The sequence below is a fragment of the Ochrobactrum sp. CGA5 genome (genome assembly GCF_006345815.1).
In the GTDB taxonomy this organism is placed as follows: Bacteria; Pseudomonadota; Alphaproteobacteria; order Rhizobiales; family Rhizobiaceae; genus Brucella.
Map to the genome: position 1 here is coordinate 631,237 of NZ_VCIG01000005.1, position 17,828 is coordinate 649,064.

The window sequence follows — 17,828 nt, forward strand, 5'->3', positions numbered from 1 at the left end:
ACCACTTGGCTGTCCGTTGGCAAGGATGGTGGAAATTAACCATCATTTGACTGTCAATTTTCTCAGGCAATCTTGACAAGTCGAAGTCCCGCTTCTATCTCAGAGCCACGTTAGCACTCTCGTACGATGAGTGCTAACAAGCGCGGATCGGATCGATCCGTTAACAGGGTTCAACGTCTATAACACCAAGGGTTATACCATGGCTGATATCAAGTTCCGCCCGCTTCATGACCGCGTCGTCGTTCGTCGCGTTGAATCGGAAGCCAAGACCGCTGGCGGCATCATCATCCCTGACACCGCCAAGGAAAAGCCGCAGGAAGGCGAAATCGTCGCTGTTGGCGCTGGCGCTCGCGACGAAGCTGGTAAGCTGATCGCTCTGGAGGTGAAGGCTGGCGACAAGGTTCTGTTCGGCAAGTGGTCGGGCACCGAAGTCAAGATCGGCGGCGAAGATCTGCTGATCATGAAGGAATCCGACATTCTGGGTATCGTTGGCTGATCAGCCAAAAGCATTTCGCCTTTATCCAAGAAATCCAATTCACCATAATCTGACCGGGATATTCCCAGGAGAGTACAATGGCTGCAAAAGACGTAAAATTCGGCCGCACTGCGCGCGAAAAGATGCTGCGCGGCGTCGATATCCTCGCTGACGCTGTTAAGGTAACGCTCGGCCCTAAGGGTCGTAACGTTGTTATCGACAAGTCCTTCGGCGCTCCACGCATCACCAAGGACGGCGTATCGGTCGCCAAGGAAATCGAACTCGAAGACAAGTTCGAAAACATGGGCGCACAGATGCTGCGCGAAGTGGCTTCCAAGACCAACGACACTGCTGGTGACGGCACCACCACTGCGACCGTTCTCGGTCAGGCCATCGTTCAGGAAGGTGCCAAGGCTGTTGCTGCCGGCATGAACCCGATGGACCTCAAGCGCGGTATCGACCTCGCAGTTGCTGAAGTTGTTGCTGAATTGCTCAAGAAGGCAAAGAAGATCAACACTTCAGAAGAAGTTGCGCAGGTCGGCACGATCTCCGCTAACGGCGAAGCTGAAATCGGCAAGATGATCGCTGAGGCGATGCAGAAGGTCGGCAATGAAGGCGTGATCACGGTTGAAGAAGCCAAGACCGCTGAAACCGAGCTCGAAGTCGTTGAAGGCATGCAGTTCGACCGCGGCTACCTGTCGCCATACTTCGTCACCAACCCTGACAAGATGGTTGCTGATCTCGAAGACGCATATATTCTTCTGCACGAAAAGAAGCTCTCGAACCTTCAGGCTCTTCTGCCGGTTCTCGAAGCTGTCGTTCAGACTTCAAAGCCGCTCGTCATCATCGCCGAAGACGTCGAAGGCGAGGCTCTTGCAACCCTCGTTGTCAACAAGCTGCGTGGCGGCCTGAAGATTGCTGCTGTTAAGGCTCCTGGCTTCGGTGATCGCCGCAAGGCAATGCTCGAAGACATCGCGATCCTCACAGGTGGTCAGGTTATTTCCGAAGATCTCGGCATCAAGCTCGAAAGCGTTACGCTCGACATGCTCGGCCGCGCCAAGAAGGTGTCGATCACCAAGGAAAACACCACCATCGTTGATGGCGCTGGCAAAAAGGCAGAGATCGACGCTCGCGTTGGCCAGATCAAGCAGCAGATCGAAGAAACCACTTCCGACTACGATCGTGAAAAGCTGCAGGAACGTCTTGCTAAGCTTGCTGGCGGCGTAGCAGTTATCCGCGTTGGCGGTGCAACGGAAGTTGAAGTGAAGGAAAAGAAGGATCGCGTTGACGACGCCCTGAACGCAACCCGCGCTGCGGTTGAAGAAGGTATCGTTGCTGGCGGTGGTACCGCTCTGCTTCGCGCTTCGGCCAAGATTGCAGCAAAGGGCATCAATGCCGATCAGGAAGCTGGTATCAACATCGTTCGTCGCGCTTTGCAAGCTCCAGCTCGTCAGATCACGACCAATGCTGGTGAAGAAGCTTCGGTTATCGTTGGCAAGATTCTTGAAAACGCCTCTGAAACCTATGGCTACAACACTGCCAATGGCGAATTCGGCGACCTGATCAAGGCTGGCGTTGTCGACCCAGTCAAGGTTGTCCGCACCGCGCTGCAGAACGCAGCATCGGTTGCCGGCCTGCTGATCACCACGGAAGCAATGATTGCTGAACTGCCTAAGAAGGATGCAGCTCCGGCTGGCATGCCTGGCGGCATGGGCGGAATGGGTGGAATGGACTTCTAAAAGTCCAGCATCTCACATCGATGAAAATGCGAGAAAGGCGGCTCAAGGCCGCCTTTCTTTTTACGTTGCGTAACCGTCAGTGATTTATGAAAAATTTACTCTGCTCGTGCTTTAGCATAGTTAGTTCTTTGTTTTAGAAACTTCTGATTGACTTATCGCGGTCAGTCATGATCAATCCCGACTGACATAGAGATGGACTTCCTGTTTGCACCCGCACTTTGGAAGTCCTGTCTCAGGCAACAGGAAAGGCAGGCTTCGGCCTGTCTTTCCACTTGCGCGCCCAACAATCCGCCCTCATTTCGCAGCATTGATCTGTGCTTTCTAACGCCAATGCAAACATAGCGGGCAAGAGCAACCAGCATTTCTTCCGATGTGCGCAATGGCGACACCCGACCGTACTGCGCGGCTCGACGCCTACATGAATTACTGGGCTGGCTTAGGAAGCTGATCGGCGGAACAGGACTCTTAAGTGACCACGGGCCGCCTAAACGTTAGAGTTCAGGCTTGCCGCTTGCATAGTATGCCCTATGATTATCCGCAGTCACAATAAAATGGATGATCAGATGCATAAGGAGCTTCCTATCGCCACAGCCCCCAAAGATGGGCGCAAGATAACAGTTGTCTGGACCGACGAAGACGATCAGCGCAACGAGTCAATTGCACAGTATAGAACACTGGCTCAATTGCAGGCCGGTGGCGGTCAATGGGATGAAACCGATACAGGATGGTGGACGTTCACCGATAGCAAAACCCAACGCAAGATCGAACCGATCGCTTGGATTTCGGGAATGGATGACAGCGACGAAGATAACGGCGCCTGACCGCAGATCTCCGGTCAATAAAAATTGACTTTTATAATCATATTTTATCGAATGTTTGCGTTATAGAAGTTTCACGATGAAACACTAGCCCGCCAAGGACTTGGCGGTGCTATATTCGCTTTGGACGGCTCGGTTTCGAGTCCAAGTTACCCGGAGACCAGACATGACCGCTACGCGAACCGAAACAGATACGTTCGGACCGATTGATGTTCCTGCGGACCGCTACTGGGGCGCCCAAACGCAGCGCTCACTACAAAATTTCAGGATCGGCGCAGAGCGCATGCCGCTTCCGTTGATTCATGCATTGGGTGTCGTCAAACGCGCGGCTGCTGAAACCAATATTGCTCTCGGTAAACTCGATCCAGTTCTCGGTCAGGTCATTGCGGTAGCCGCCTCGGAAGTCATTGAGGGCAAACTAGATGACAATTTTCCATTGGTCGTCTGGCAGACTGGTTCGGGAACGCAATCCAATATGAATGCCAATGAGGTCATTTCAAACCGGGCTATCGAGCTTCTTGGCGGTGAAATGGGTACCAAGAAACCGGTCCATCCCAACGACCATGTGAATATGAGTCAGTCGTCCAATGACAGCTTCCCCACAGCAATCCATATCGCCACGGCGGTTGAAGCAGTCAATCGGCTCTATCCGGCGCTTGAGCGCTTAACTAAGGCGCTGCAAGCCAAGGAGGACGCCTTCAAGGATGTCATCAAGATCGGCCGCACACACACGCAGGATGCCACGCCGGTGACACTCGGACAGGAATTTTCCGGTTATCGATCCGCATTGGAGTATGCGCGCCATCGCATCGAGCAATCACTCACGGACGTCTTCCTGCTCGCGCAAGGAGGGACCGCCGTCGGCACGGGCCTGAACGCACCAATCGGTTTCGATACGGGCTTTGCCGAAGCTGTGAGCGAAATCACCGGCCTTCCATTCAAGACTGCTCCCAACAAATTTGAAGCCCTTGCTAGCCATGGCGCCATTCTCAACTTCCACGGTAGCCTGAACTCTTTAGCCGCAGATCTTTTCAAGATAGCCAACGATATTCGTTTTCTCGGTTCGGGTCCTCGCTCTGGCCTTGGTGAACTGTCACTGCCGGAAAACGAACCGGGGTCTTCTATCATGCCGGGTAAGGTCAATCCAACCCAAGCTGAAGCTTTGACAATGGTGGCTACACAAGTATTCGGCAACCAGGCAACGGTTACAGTCGCCGCAAGCCAGGGCCACTTTGAGCTCAATGTCTTCAAACCGGTGATTGCTTATAATGTTCTGCAATCAATCCGCATCCTTAGCGACGCGATGGTGTCATTTGCTGATCACTGTGTGGGTGGTATCGAACCGAACCTCAACCGCATCAGAGAGCTGTTGGACCGCTCGCTAATGCTTGTGACCGCATTGGCCCCAGCCATCGGTTATGACAACGCAGCCAAGATCGCCAAGTCTGCTCACAAGAACGGAACGACTTTACGTGAAGAGGCCCTGGCGAGTGGATTGGTTTCTGAAGACGACTATGAGCAACTGGTGCGCCCTGAGAGAATGATTGCGCCGGAATGAATTGTATTCATATTGTAAACGAACTGTCGAGGATTAGACGGCTTTCCTTGACAGTCAGCAACCGTTAAATGATGCCGCAGTTCAACAGGAGATAGCCTCGCATGTCCTCCATCACTCCGCAGTCGAATGGCGTTGTAACGCTCATCGCTCGCATCTTTCTTTCCATTCTTTTCATCCTTGCCGGCTATGGCAAGTTGACCGCCATCTCGGGCACCGCAGGTTATTTCGCTGGCCTCGGTCTACCGGTTCCAACCGTTACGGCTGTCATCGTCGGTCTGGTCGAATTTGTCGGCGGCCTCGCAATTCTTGTCGGCTTTCAGACGCGTATAGCAGCAGCCATCGTCGGTCTGTTCACCATAGGAGCGACGCTAGTCGCCCACATGGACTTCTCGCAAGGCATGAACGCCATGATGGCGCAGAAAAACCTAGCGATTGCCGGCGGCCTTTTCATCCTCGCTCTGCACGGCGCAGGTTCGCTTTCGATCGACGCAAAGCGCGGCTGATAAAGTACTGTCAATATAACGAAAAGAAGCCGCGCCTTATCCATGGCGCGGTTTTATTTTACCCAAAACCTTGTCGCCAGCGCGATCCACAAGCCGGATACCCCTCGAATTGAGGCCGGTCGTCCAGAATGTCGTACCATGCAGCTTCAGAGCCAGCGAAAATATGGGCGGAAGGCTTTAGGTTAGGATTGTCGGCCAGCGCACCATAATTGACGTGAACATATTCCCCATCGCGAACGATAGAATACAGCAAAGAACCACAAGGGGCGCAGCGCACGTCGTAATCGGTCTCGTTGCCAAGAAACATAAGCGAAGCTTGATTGCTCGTCTCTTCCAATGCGCTCATTCTTATTCCGCCGACAGCCTTGAATGCGCGTCCAGTAGCACGATGACACAATGAACAATGGCGACTCAGGGTGTACTCGATCTCATCGGCACCGTGAAGTTGATGGTTTCACAAGCACAACGATCAACCAACTCCGCACACGGCTCATCTGCGCTACTCCGGGTTACGATTGTGAAATCGCAACCCGCAACATAAAAAGACAAACTCGAAGTTATCTACCCGTCCAATCCTTTGCGAATGCGAGCAGCAACTTCTGTGACACGTGCATTTTCCCGGCTACGGCGCGCTGAAACAAGGCAAGCCTGCGAGCGCAGGATAATGCCGTCTTCCAAAACCTTGAGGCGATTGGCGCGCAAGGTAGAACCGGTCGAGGTAATATCCACGATCATATCGGCGGAACCCGCCGCCGGAGCGCCTTCCGTAGCGCCCAGGCTTTCAACAATACGGTAAACCTGAATGCCGTGTTTCTGCGAAAAAAATTGCTGAGTCAGTCGCCAGTATTTGGTAGCTATGCGCAGACGGCGACCATGACGCTGGCGGAAATCTGCAGCAACATCATCGAGATCAGCCATGCTGGTCACATCACGCCAGACTTCAGGCACTGCCACGATCACATCAGCATGACCAAATCCTAGTTCTGCTTCAATAGCCACCCGTTCTTCTGAATGCGCCAAGGTCTCCCGAACGAGATCTTCACCTGTAACTCCCAGATCGACGCTACCATAACCCAGCTCGCGAGCGATTTCGGAAGCTGAAAGAAACAGAATATCGAGATCAGGCTCCCCCTCGACACGCGCTCGATAATTGCGAGAGTCATCCGGCAGGATCACTTTGTAGCCTGCCTTATCTAGCACTGCGAGCGTCTGCTCTTTAAGCCGTCCCTTCGACGGTAATGCGAGGGTGACACTCATTTTTTCTCTCCCGCCAACATCTGAAGCCTATCCATCCAGATGGAGAAGCCGACACCGGGGATGTTTTCGGAAGCACCCAACATGGTCAGAAGACGATCATAACGACCGCCGCCTGCCAGAACAGCGTCCTTTCCCACACCAAGAGCACGTATCTCATAGACAAGTCCGGTATAATAATCGAGCGGGCGTCCGAAAGAGGCGTCGTAGATAATATCTTTTGTGGCAATGCCGGCATCTGAAATGGCTTCGCTGCGCGCTTCAAACTTCTGCAACACCGCAGCAAGATCAAGGGTGTGCTCCGATGCAAAAGCCCGCAAGGTAACGGCCGCTGAATCAAGCGATACACGCATTTCGAGAAACTGCTTCAAAAGATCAAGCGCGGATGCTGGGAAGCGCGTGGCCGCCAGATCTTCCTTCTCGATCAACCGCCGCGCAATCTCTGCGGGCGAGCGCCCCGCGCTGGGTGAAATGCCAGCTTCCAGCATTTCCGTTTCCAGCATGCGCGCAAGCCCGGTTTCATCGCCTTCAGCCACAAGAACGGCCAGCGTTTCCGGCAATGGATCGCGCCGCTGGGCGCCGGTCAGTTCGATTAATACCTGTTCCATCGAACTTGCATCGCCGAAAGAACGCAGAAGCTTCTTGCGCCAGCCTTGTGGCAGGCCCAGCGCTTTCAGCATGCCTGCAAAAACTGACTGGTCGCCCAAAACAATCTCGAGTTCAGCTTCTAAAGCTGCGGCACGAACGCAGGAAAGTGCGTCGGCAATCGAGCGCGCATCCGAAGCCGCCTCGTTGGAAGCGCCCAAGTCTTCAATGCCAGCTTGAAGGAATTCAGCCGCTCCGTCACGACGCTGACGGAAAACCTCACCCAGATAGGCATAGCGCTTCGGCGTGGCGGCATTAAGAGCGATGTGATTGCGGCAGACCGGGATGGTAAATTCCGGCCGCAAGCACAAGCTATCGCCATTCTCGTTCTCGGTGAGAAAGATACGGCGACGCAAATCCTCACCCGCCATATCCAGAAACGGGTCGGCCGGCTGTATCAGCGGAATTTCAACAAGTTCAGCTTCGCGCGCCTCAAGCGTCGCACGCAGAGAATTGAGAACACCAGACGAGCTCGATCCAACCATGGTTTCCGTCACTTCGCTCGTTCTGCACGATCTCGCGCCTGACCGGCAAGGATTTCACGGACGGCATCGATGAGGTCATCTTCCTTGGCCGTGATCTGCGCAGGTCGACTTTCACGCCAGGTCACGTTGTCTTCTATCTCCGCAGAAAGACGCTTGCCCTCAATGAGATCCTTGATCTGGACCTCGCCAGCCTCACGTTCCTGGGAACCCTGAATAATAACACAAGGAGCCTCACGACGATCCGCATATTTCATTTGCGCCTTCATGCCGGACCCACCAACATACATTTCAGCGCGAATGCCAGCCTGACGCAGATCGGAGACCATTTTCTGATAGCGGCCAAGGCTTTCCGTATCCTTGTCCATAACCAGAACCACCACTGGACCGACGACATCGGTTACATCCAGTTTGCCGAGATTCTTCAAAGCCGTCATCAGACGCGAGACGCCAATGGAGAAACCTGTTGCCGGAACCGGTTCCCCCCGGAAGCGTGAGACGAGACCATCGTAACGGCCTCCACCACCCACCGAACCGAACACGACCTTCTGACCGTCTTCGTTGGTCACGTCGAACAAAAGCTCTGCCTCGAAAACCGGGCCGGTATAATATTCAAGACCGCGCACAACAGACGGGTCGATTTTCACACGACCATCATAGCCGCCTGCCGAGAACAGCGCCTGCATGTCCGCGAGTTCGGTCACGCCTTCTTCGCCCTTGGCGTTCCCTGCAACAACAGTGCGGAGATTCGTTATCGTATCGGCGCCAGTCGCCGCACCTGCCGCAGTGAATGCGAGAACTTTTTCGATTGCGGCATCGGAAAGTTCGGCACCTTTGGTGAAATCGCCGCTCTCATCAAGTCGACCCTTACCAAGCAAAAGGCGGACGCCTTCAGGTCCAAACTTATCGAGTTTGTCGATGGCACGTAGTACATTGAGACGCTTGGCGGCATTGCCTTCGCCTTCAAGACCGATAGCATCCAGCACGCCATCCAGAACCTTGCGGTTATTGACGCGAATCGCATAATCGCCACGACGGACACCAAGACGCTCAAGAGTGTCAGCCATCATCATACACATTTCGGCATCGGCCGAGACATTCGGCGCACCGACCGTGTCGGCGTCGAACTGCATGAACTGACGGAAACGCCCCGGCCCCGGCTTTTCATTGCGGAACACCCAGCCATTGCGATAACTGCGATAAGGCTTTGGCAGCGACTCGTAGTTTTCGGCAACGAAACGGGCCAACGGAGCAGTCAGATCATAGCGCAACGACAGCCATTGTTCATCGTCATCCTGAAAGGAAAACACGCCTTCGTTCGGGCGATCCTGATCTGGAAGGAACTTGCCGAGAGCATCAGTATATTCTACGAGTGGAGTTTCTACCGGCTCGAAGCCATAAAGGTCATATACTTCCCGGATGGTCGCCATCATCTTTTCAGCGGCGCGCAAATCATCTGGCACCCGATCGACAAACCCACGCGGCAATCGCGCCTTCATCTTGTCCGCTTTATCGGCCATTTTTCCTGCCTGATCGCTGATTTATACAAACATACCGATTGTAACCGGCATCAATTCTGTTGCCGGTTTCCTAACCGATCAAGTTCGTTGCGGCAAGTGCGGGAAGCACGTTCAGCGTGTCGCAATGGCGACAGCCGCGCCCGCCATCATGCCGGCGCTGGTTCGGTTGGCAATTCGCATCATGCGGGGGCTGCGCAGAAACCGTCGTGCCTGCGCTGCAAGCACCACCCATGCCGTATCAACTGCCGCTAGAACTGCGAACATGACCAGCAGCAATTCGACCCAACCGACCAGAGAAACATGCGTGATATCAACGACCGTTGGCAAGATGGCAAGGTAGAAAACCATGATCTTCGGATTGCCGAGCGTGATCGCCAGCGCGCTAAAGAAAAGCTTTCCAGCCTCACCTTGACGGGGAATGACATTCTCATCTGCGACTTCACCTACCGGAGCGATCCACATCTTCCACGAAAGATAGATCAGATAGGCTACGCCCACATATTTGAGAATGAGAAAGGCTGTATGAAAAGTGTTGGCCAGCGCGGCCAATCCCCATACTGCCAGCGAGAGCCAGATGGCATCACCGAGCCATAGACCGAACATGAATGGAAAGACGCCCTTGTGGCCACGGCTGATGACACGCGCCACCAACGCGCCAACATTTGGCCCCGGCGTACCCGCCGCCACAACCAGAATACCGGCGAATGCCAACAACGACACCAAATCCATGATCGACTCCCACATTGAACGAGGTGTTTCTCGCAGAAATAATGCGGCTTAGCAATCGATGCGCTAGCTGGGCCGTTTGAAACTCTGTCGCAATTTCTCAATGTGAGGCCGACAGTGACAACCTTCAATGTGGTCATTCACCAACCCCATGGCTTGCATGAAAGCATAAACCGTCGTTGGCCCAACAAACGACCAGCCACGCTTTTTCAGGTCTTTGGAAATGCGAATAGAAGTCTCGGTCTTCGGATTGGCGACAAGAGTTGAATAGTCTACCAAGGCGGGACGATCTTTTACGCCAGGCTCGAAAGACCAAAAATAGGCCGCCAGCGACCCCTTCTCCGCAACCAACTCGATTGCGCGTCCGGCGTTGTTAATTGTGGATTCAATCTTGCCACGGTGACGCACGATGCCTTTCTCACCTAGCAGACGCTCCACATCTGCTTGACCATACCGGGCAATGCGATGGAAATCGAAGCCGTCGAAAGCTGCGCGAAAGTTCTCCCGCTTGCGTAAGATCGTGAGCCAAGACAGACCCGACTGGAACCCTTCAAGGCAGATTTTCTCGAAAAGCCGGAAATCATCCGAGACTGGAACACCCCATTCATTGTCATGATAAGCGAGATAGTCCGGTAATTCGCCCGGCCAGAAGCAGCGCGTCATTCCATCAGCGCCGACGATCAGACCGGTTTTTGCCTCTACGACATCGCTCATCGTTCCGCCTCTCAAACTTCATATATAATTAATTATGTCGCGCAACCTGACACTAACCACAATTTCAATCTGAAGGAACTTCACGCGACATATCCGACCAAAATTTACCTTTACGATTCCATTCCGGCACACAATCCCCCCACGAGGATGAGGGTCGCTCTCCTGACAATTGGTGTCAGGAGTTGTAACGGGCAACTGTGCCACAAGGATTTCTGGTACAAAGAGACGGATCTGGATTATGAAACCGCGTTATCTTCTTTTAATCGGGTCGCTTGCGGCGATTGCCGTTTCCATCGTCAGCACAGGCATGGCGTTTGCCAACGACCGCTATGCAACAATGCCGCCGGTGAGTGTTAGCCCAGATCTCTCTGCACCTTGGGTAGCTCAGTTGCACGGACAACCTGCCCGCATAAGGGCCGTACCGCAATCTTTACAGCTAGCGCCGCATGTTTCTGTCAAGCAGAAAAAAAAGGGCAAATCGAGCTACCGTCAGGTATCGTATCAGCGCCAGGCTGCGGATGCGGCAGCCACAGTACGAAAGCACCGGATTGATCGCGCTTATCTACCACAGATGGTGTCCTATACTGGCAATGAAAAGCCGGGAACAATTGTTATCGATACAAGCAAGCGCTTTCTATTTCTTGTTCAGTCCAGCGGCAAAGCGATGCGATATGGCGTTGGCGTCGGGAAGCAAGGTTTTAGTTGGAAAGGTTCACAACGCATCAGCCGCAAAGCCGAATGGCCAACCTGGACACCACCGAAGGAAATGATTGCACGGGAGCGCAAAAAGGGACGTATCCTGCCCGCACGCATGGAAGGCGGCATCAATAATCCGCTAGGAGCGCGCGCGCTTTATCTCGGTTCCACGCTTTATCGCATCCACGGAACCAATCAGCCATGGACCATCGGCAAGGCAATGTCGTCAGGCTGCATTCGCATGCGCAACGAAGATGTCACTGATCTTTATGAGCGGGTTCATGTTGGCGCAAAAGTGGTTGTCCGTTAGCGAACCATTCTCCATGTCATTTGCGCCCGCCCTCCCTCGAAGGCGGGCGCATTTTTTCATAAATCTGAAAAGAGCAAAACTTCTGCACAGAAAGAATGATTGCAGGCTTGGAAACATTATTGAGGGGGCTTTTCCTTTTGTTCCGAACACCCATATGCTGACCATGGCAAAGTCCAAAGATTGTATGGAAAAGGCTGCCTGATGGCGGTTGTGCCGGTGACGAAACCGGCATGTAGGTCAATAGCATTTAAGCGCAAAACGGGGCTTCCCTGCGCCGATTGCTTCTGAGGGAAAGGATAAATTATGACCGTACCGACAGTTAAACTGAACGACGGCAATCACATTCCGCAGCTCGGGTACGGTGTCTGGCAAGTGGGTAACGACGAAGCGATCACTGCTGTCAGCGAAGCGTTGAAAGCAGGATATCGTCATATTGATACCGCTGCCATTTATGGCAACGAAGAGGGCGTCGGCAAGGCGATCAGAAATTCCGGTATCGAGCGCGGCGACATTTTCCTCACCACGAAATTGTGGAACAGTGAACAGGGCTATGAACCGACGCTGAAGGCGTTCGATGCCAGCCTAAAAAAACTTGGTGCCGACTACGTGGATCTTTACCTCATCCACTGGCCGATCCCATCAAAAGACCTTTTCATGGAGACATGGCGCGCGTTTCTCAGACTGAAAGAAGAAGGCCGCGCCAAATCCATCGGCGTATCAAACTTCCGCACAGCCGATCTCGAACGCGTCATCAAGGAAAGCGGTGTTACGCCAGTTCTCAACCAGATTGAATTGCATCCACAGTTCCAGCAGGACGAGTTGCGTCTCTTCCACAGCAAGCATAACATCGCAACAGAAGCCTGGAGTCCGCTCGGTCAGGGTAGAATCCTGGAGGACTCCACGCTGAAAGCCATTGCAGCAAAGCACGGCAAATCGGTTGCACAGGTCATACTGCGTTGGCACATCGAAACGGGCAATATCGTCATCCCGAAATCTGTTACGCCTGCCCGCATCAAGGAAAACTTCGATATTTTCGATTTCCGTCTCAACGGAACCGATCACGATGCGATAACGAAACTGGACAAGGCCGATGGCCGGATAGGCCCGAACCCGAGTACATTTTCGGCTGGCTGAGCAGACATCGAAGGAAAACCGGGCAAACGCCCGGTTTTCTCACGCAGCTGTTTGTAACAACCCTTGCGGCTTCGGTCCGCCATAGGCCCAGTCAATCAGCTCTACCGTATGTACGATGGGGAGTTTGCTGCCGGTCGCGATCTGCGTCATGCAACCAATATTACCGGTAGCGATCAGATTAGCGCCCGTCGCCTCGATATTCTTGACTTTGCGGTCGCGGAGCTGGGCAGCAATTTCCGGCTGCATGATGTTGTAAGTCCCTGCCGATCCACAGCATAAATGGCCCTCAAGCGGCTCCTTAACCGTAAAACCTGCTTTGGACAGAAGGTCTTTCGGCTGACGTACGAGTTTCTGCCCATGCTGCATGGAACAAGCGGAATGATAGGCAACCGTCAGCGCCTGCGGTGCATCCGGTTCCGGCAGATCAATGCTGGCGAGATATTCGGTGATGTCTTTGGCCAATGCCGACACACGTTCTGCCTTATCCCTGTAGGATGGATCAAGACGCAGCATGTAGCCGTAATCCTTGATGGTCGTGCCGCAGCCCGACGCCGTGACAATAATGGCATCAAGACCATCCGCTTCGATCTCACGGGTCCAGACATCGACATTGTGTCGTGCCTGGTCTAGGGCCTGTTCTTCGCGGCCCATATGGTGGACCAGCGAGCCGCAGCAGCCCTCCCCCTTTGGCATCACCACTTCAATGCCAAAGCGGTTCAAAAGCCGCAAGGTCGCTGCATTAATCCCCGGATTGAGTACAGGTTGAGCACAACCATTGAGGATCGCCACGCGACCGCGTTTTTCACCTTGGGCGGCACTGATCATTTCGATCCGAGCGGCGGTTGGAAGGTTCCGTGGCGCAAGGTCGAGCATTGCCGCCATAGGGCGCAGCGCCGGGCTTTTGCGCAGCAACGGCGCGAAAAGCTTTCCCAGTTTCGCAAGCTTTAGCGCTGCGCGGAAGCGACCGGGATAAGGCAGCACCTGTGCGAGCACCCCACGCAGGAAGCGGTTCATCAATGGGCGCTTATAGGTTTTCTCGATATGCGCACGCGCGTGATCGACCAGATGCATGTAGTTGACGCCGGATGGGCAAGTCGTCATGCACGACAGGCACGATAGGCAGCGGTCGACATGGCGCACGATTTCCTCATCCGCCGGACGACCGTTTTCCAACATGTCCTTGATTAGATAAATGCGTCCTCGGGGGCTGTCGAGTTCGTTGCCAAGCGTCACATAGGTCGGGCACGTGGCGGTACAAAAGCCGCAATGTACGCATTTGCGCAAGATCTTTTCGGCTTCGTTGACGCCCGGATCGCGCAGTTGGTCGGGGCTGAAATGGGTCTGCATGGTTTCAAACTCCAGCCTGACGGGGATGCATACGCCCCGGGTTGAGGATATTTTCCGGATCGAATTGTTGCTTCAACCGCTGAGAAAGCGCCGCCAATGCTGCCGATTGCGGTTCAAACACTTCAACGCTTGCGCGAATACCTTCCGGCGCGCGCACCAGCGTCGCATGACCGCCACCATGGCTGGCGATTAGTTTACGCAATATCTGCGCTTCGGGGTCGGCTTCCATTCGCATCCAGATCAAGCCACCCTGCCAGTCGTAATAAGCATCGACACCTGCATGACGACGGAACTCGTCCACCAAGCGCCATCCCTGCATCGGAGCAATCGAAACACGCCAGACGGCGCGATTGTCTCCTGTATTGGCATAAGGCAGAACATCGCGCACTTCACGCCAGAGCTGCTGGGACGGTGTGCCGTCCAACAACTCTACGTCGCCCGACTGGCCAAGGAGTGCCTGTAATTGCCGACTACGGTGTTCAACTGAAGGTGCAAAGCCTTCGAGGCGCAGCACGGTTGCTGCATCCCAGCCCAACGCACCATCGAGAAAACGATTAGCAACTGTGGGCGGTAAATGCGCGGCGGAAGCGACTTCTTCCCGCGAACCCATTGCCATGGCCATGACACGCGCGGCCTGTTCGTCAGTCAGTCCGCGCACGACGAGTGTTGCCGCCGTTTCCGGCCTCGGTAGAACCTTGAACGTTATCTCGGTGGCAACGCCCAGCGTACCCCAGGAGTTGGCCATACCTTTAGACAAATCATAACCGGTGACGTTTTTGACTACGCGACCGCCAGATTTGAACAATTCACCACGTCCGGATACAACCCGCACGCCAAGTACGTGATCGCGCGCGGCACCCGCCTTGAGACGGCGCGGACCAGACAGATTGGCGGCTAGTGTCCCACCGATCGTGCCGCGACCGCTCTCACCGGAAATCAGCGGGCCGTAATCCATCGGTTCGAAATGAAAACATTGATTGTTGTCGGCCAAAAGCTGTTCGATCTCAGCCATCGGCGTTCCAGCCTTTGCAGAGAGCACCAACTCGTCCGGCTCGTACAAGGTAACGCCTGTCATCTCAGAAAGGTCCAGCACACGGCCTGCGTCGACCCGATGCCCCAGACCGCGCTTGGAGCCATGGCCGATGACTTCAAGCGGGATGGAACTAGCCAACGCTTCCTGCACGGCATCCAGAACACCGGCTTCATCTCGCGGCTTTAGAATATTTTCATCGCTCATGATCAAAACCACAACTCAGAAACGGGGAATATCCGGGAAAGCCAGTTCACCGCGATGCACATGCATGCGGCCCAGCTCGGCGCAGCGGCGCAATTGCGGAAACACCTTGCCGGGATTGAGGAGATGCTTGGCATCAAATGCACATTTGACACGCATCTGCTGGTCGAGGTCGATCTGGTTGAACATCTCCGGCATCAGATCGCGCTTTTCGATACCGACCCCATGTTCGCCGGTAAGCACCCCCCCAACCTTTACGCAAAGACGTAAGATGTCCGCGCCAAAATCTTCCGCAGCTTCCAGTTCACCAGGAATATTCGCGTCATAGAGAATAAGCGGATGCAGATTGCCGTCGCCTGCATGAAACACATTGGCCACCCGCAACCCATATTTTTCGGATAGTTCACGCATCCCCGACAGAACACGCGGTAGCTCTTTACGCGGGATGGTGCCATCCATGCATAGATAGTCTGGCGAAATACGTCCAACCGCTGGAAATGCCGCTTTCCGCCCCGCCCAGAAAGCCAGACGCTGTTCCTCCGACTGAGACAATATGCACGTTGTGGAGCCATTTTTAAGCGCCAACGCTTCGACCTGGCCAATCAAATAATCCACTTCAATTGGTGGCCCATCCAGTTCGACAATCAACAATGCTTCAACATCAAGCGGATAGCCCACACGGACAAATTCCTCAGCCGCTTTGATGGCTGGCCTGTCCATCATTTCCATTCCACCCGGAATGATACCCGCGCCGATAATATCGGCCACACACTGACCGGCCTGCTCGCTGGAGGGAAAGCCAACCATAACTGCGCGGGCCGTTTCCGGCTTTTGCAGGATACGAACGGTAATCTCTGTCACGACGCCAAGCAGTCCTTCCGATCCGGTCATCAGACCAAGAAGATCGTAGCCTTCGCTGTCGAGATGCTTGCCGCCAAGCCGGATAACTTCTCCAGTGATCAGCACCATTTCGATGCCGAGCACATTATTCACAGTTAGACCATATTTGAGGCAATGCACACCCCCGGCATTCTCTGCTACATTGCCACCAATGGAGCAGGCGATCTGCGACGACGGATCGGGCGCATAATAAAAGCCCTCATGCTCAACAGCCTTTGTAATGCCGAGATTCGTCACGCCCGGTTGCACCACCGCCACGCGATTAGGATAATCGATTTCGAGAATGCGATTGAAGCGCGACATTCCCAGCAGAACGGCATCCTGCAATGGCATCGAGCCGCCGGACAGTGATGTACCCGCGCCGCGAGGCACCACCCGAATATTGTTATCGTGACAATAGCGCAGAACCTGAGAAACCTGCTCTACCGTCTCTGGCAGCACAACAACCAGAGGCAATGACCGGTGTGCAGTCAGGCCATCACTCTCGAACACGCGCATTGCGTTGATGGCATCAACAACGCCTTCGCCCGGCACAATGCCCCGCAGATCGACGACGATCTGCTCGCGTCGCTGCAGGACGGATGCGTCCGGCTTCGGCATGATGAGTCCGCTCATATTTTCCTCCACCACTGATGTGGTCAAAGTGCATTCCGCACCACTTTCGTCAAGTGGTAAATCATTTTTACCACTTGAGTCAGTAGCTAAACAGTTTCCACGCTGCGGCATAATTGCTTGCCTAGTTTCCTAGCGCTCGGCTAGATGCTTTAGACTCGGAGCTTTAGCAAAAGCATAGCAGGGAGTGGGGTAGCACAACATGATGAGCAGTCTGGCGGATATGGAAATCTTTGCCCGCGTTGTGGCAACGGGCAGCATGTCGGCAGCCGCTCGCGATCTGAGTCTCTCGCCAGCAGTCGTCTCGAAGCGCCTGGGCCGACTGGAAGAGCGCCTCGGAACCCGACTACTTCAACGTACAACCCGCCAGATCGCGTTGACGGAGGCTGGTCAGGGTTATCATGAGCGGGTTCTTGCCATTCTCTCCAACATTGAGGAAGCGGAGGCTTTCGTCGCCCGCCGTTCAGCGGATGCGCGCGGTACACTGAAAATATCAGCTCCGACGACTTTCGGCCGCATGCACATTGCACCCTACCTCGTACCATTCATGCGCGCCAATGCCGACCTGACCGTCAATATGCAGCTTACCGACGAGATGGTCGACATTGTGGGGGATGGGTACGATCTTGCCATTCGGATCGCGGAACTTTCCGATTCAACCCTCGTCGCACGCCGGCTCGCACCCGTGCGTCGTATTTTCGTGGCCTCACCCGGCTATGTCTCGGAACGAGGCACGCCGCAGAGTATCGAGGATTTGCAGGATCATATCTGTCTGGCCCCGCACAACAACGACCCTTGGCGACTGGAAGGTCCCAAAGGCCCTATCGTCATTCGCCCAGTTGGGCCGCTACAAACCAATTCCAGCGAAATGATACGCGAGGCAGTTCTGGCAGGCCTCGGCATAGCGCAACGCTCAACCTGGGACATAGGCCCAGAACTAGCAGCAGGCAAGTTAGTACAGGTTCTGCCCGACTATGCGGCCTCTCGCAATGTTGCAATTCATGCCGTCTATCCATCAAAACAGTTTCTCCCGGCAAAGGTCAGACTGTTCATAGACTATCTGGCCGATCTTTATGGCCCAGTTCCCTACTGGGAGAGCGGTACGTCTCCGCACGAAATAGCAAAAAAATAGACCGGCTTACGTTCGTCGGTTAATAAGTC

17 protein-coding genes are annotated in these 17,828 nt (G+C 54.3%); 8 read left to right on the forward strand and 9 right to left on the reverse strand.

What is annotated here, in order from left to right; translation table 11 throughout:
- The first annotated feature begins 199 nt into the window (after positions 1-199).
- The 5 genes from groES (at position 200) to FJQ48_RS07640 (ending at position 5,093) form a co-directional block, all read left to right on the forward strand.
- On the forward strand, positions 200-496 hold the full coding sequence (groES, locus tag FJQ48_RS07620) for a co-chaperone GroES (RefSeq protein ID WP_006472506.1): 297 nt from the start codon (positions 200-202) through the stop codon (positions 494-496).
- A gap of 77 nt (positions 497-573) precedes the next feature.
- Entirely contained in the window at positions 574-2,214 is a 1,641-nt protein-coding gene (groL, locus tag FJQ48_RS07625; protein WP_139974561.1) for a chaperonin GroEL, read from the forward strand.
- Positions 2,215-2,777: 563 nt separating this feature from the next.
- Entirely contained in the window at positions 2,778-3,035 is a 258-nt protein-coding gene (locus FJQ48_RS07630) for a hypothetical protein (protein WP_139974562.1), read from the forward strand.
- A gap of 163 nt (positions 3,036-3,198) precedes the next feature.
- Positions 3,199-4,590: a class II fumarate hydratase gene (gene fumC / locus FJQ48_RS07635; protein WP_139974563.1), complete on the forward strand. Its 1,392-nt coding sequence runs from the start codon at positions 3,199-3,201 to the stop codon at positions 4,588-4,590.
- 101 nt (positions 4,591-4,691) lie between these two features.
- The gene (locus FJQ48_RS07640) at positions 4,692-5,093 is read left to right on the forward strand and encodes a DoxX family protein (protein WP_139974564.1); all 402 of its coding nucleotides are present in this window, start codon (positions 4,692-4,694) and stop codon (positions 5,091-5,093) included.
- 58 nt (positions 5,094-5,151) lie between these two features.
- Here the strand turns inward: FJQ48_RS07640 and FJQ48_RS07645 are convergent, their stop codons facing one another.
- From FJQ48_RS07645 to FJQ48_RS07670, 6 genes are all read right to left on the reverse strand, one after another.
- Positions 5,152-5,439, reverse strand: coding sequence for a GFA family protein (locus FJQ48_RS07645; RefSeq protein ID WP_247870319.1), 288 nt, complete (start codon positions 5,437-5,439; stop codon positions 5,152-5,154).
- 215 nt (positions 5,440-5,654) lie between these two features.
- On the reverse strand, positions 5,655-6,350 hold the full coding sequence (gene hisG / locus FJQ48_RS07650) for an ATP phosphoribosyltransferase (RefSeq protein ID WP_139974566.1): 696 nt from the start codon (positions 6,348-6,350) through the stop codon (positions 5,655-5,657).
- On the reverse strand, positions 6,347-7,477 hold the full coding sequence (locus tag FJQ48_RS07655; protein WP_139974567.1) for an ATP phosphoribosyltransferase regulatory subunit: 1,131 nt from the start codon (positions 7,475-7,477) through the stop codon (positions 6,347-6,349). The genes hisG and FJQ48_RS07655 overlap by 4 nt, the downstream gene beginning before the upstream one ends.
- An 8-nt stretch (positions 7,478-7,485) precedes the next feature.
- On the reverse strand, positions 7,486-8,994 hold the full coding sequence (hisS, locus tag FJQ48_RS07660; protein ID WP_139974568.1) for a histidine--tRNA ligase: 1,509 nt from the start codon (positions 8,992-8,994) through the stop codon (positions 7,486-7,488).
- Between the two features lie 111 nt (positions 8,995-9,105).
- The gene (locus tag FJQ48_RS07665) at positions 9,106-9,723 is read right to left on the reverse strand and encodes a LysE family translocator (RefSeq protein ID WP_139974569.1); all 618 of its coding nucleotides are present in this window, start codon (positions 9,721-9,723) and stop codon (positions 9,106-9,108) included.
- Positions 9,724-9,786: 63 nt separating this feature from the next.
- Positions 9,787-10,434: a DNA-3-methyladenine glycosylase I gene (locus FJQ48_RS07670; protein ID WP_139974570.1), complete on the reverse strand. Its 648-nt coding sequence runs from the start codon at positions 10,432-10,434 to the stop codon at positions 9,787-9,789.
- 238 nt (positions 10,435-10,672) lie between these two features.
- Here FJQ48_RS07670 and FJQ48_RS07675 point away from each other — a divergent pair, with 238 nt between their 5' ends.
- Both FJQ48_RS07675 and FJQ48_RS07680 read left to right on the forward strand, forming a co-directional pair.
- Entirely contained in the window at positions 10,673-11,440 is a 768-nt protein-coding gene (locus tag FJQ48_RS07675) for a L,D-transpeptidase (protein ID WP_139974571.1), read from the forward strand.
- 303 nt (positions 11,441-11,743) lie between these two features.
- Positions 11,744-12,574 (forward strand): aldo/keto reductase, encoded by an 831-nt coding sequence (locus FJQ48_RS07680; RefSeq protein ID WP_139974572.1) that lies wholly within the window; start codon positions 11,744-11,746, stop codon positions 12,572-12,574.
- A 39-nt stretch (positions 12,575-12,613) separates the two neighbouring features.
- Here the strand turns inward: FJQ48_RS07680 and glcF are convergent, their stop codons facing one another.
- The 3 genes from glcF to FJQ48_RS07695 are packed head-to-tail and all read right to left on the reverse strand — an operon-like array spanning position 12,614 to position 16,670.
- Entirely contained in the window at positions 12,614-13,921 is a 1,308-nt protein-coding gene (gene glcF, locus FJQ48_RS07685) for a glycolate oxidase subunit GlcF (protein ID WP_139974573.1), read from the reverse strand.
- Between the two features lie 4 nt (positions 13,922-13,925).
- Positions 13,926-15,158: a glycolate oxidase subunit GlcE gene (gene glcE / locus FJQ48_RS07690; protein ID WP_139974574.1), complete on the reverse strand. Its 1,233-nt coding sequence runs from the start codon at positions 15,156-15,158 to the stop codon at positions 13,926-13,928.
- Between the two features lie 15 nt (positions 15,159-15,173).
- A complete protein-coding gene (locus FJQ48_RS07695; RefSeq protein ID WP_139974575.1) occupies positions 15,174-16,670 on the reverse strand; it encodes an FAD-linked oxidase C-terminal domain-containing protein in 1,497 nt (498 codons plus the stop codon).
- Between the two features lie 199 nt (positions 16,671-16,869).
- Here FJQ48_RS07695 and FJQ48_RS07700 point away from each other — a divergent pair, with 199 nt between their 5' ends.
- A complete protein-coding gene (locus tag FJQ48_RS07700; protein ID WP_139974576.1) occupies positions 16,870-17,799 on the forward strand; it encodes a LysR family transcriptional regulator in 930 nt (309 codons plus the stop codon).
- The last annotated feature ends 29 nt before the right edge of the window (positions 17,800-17,828 follow it).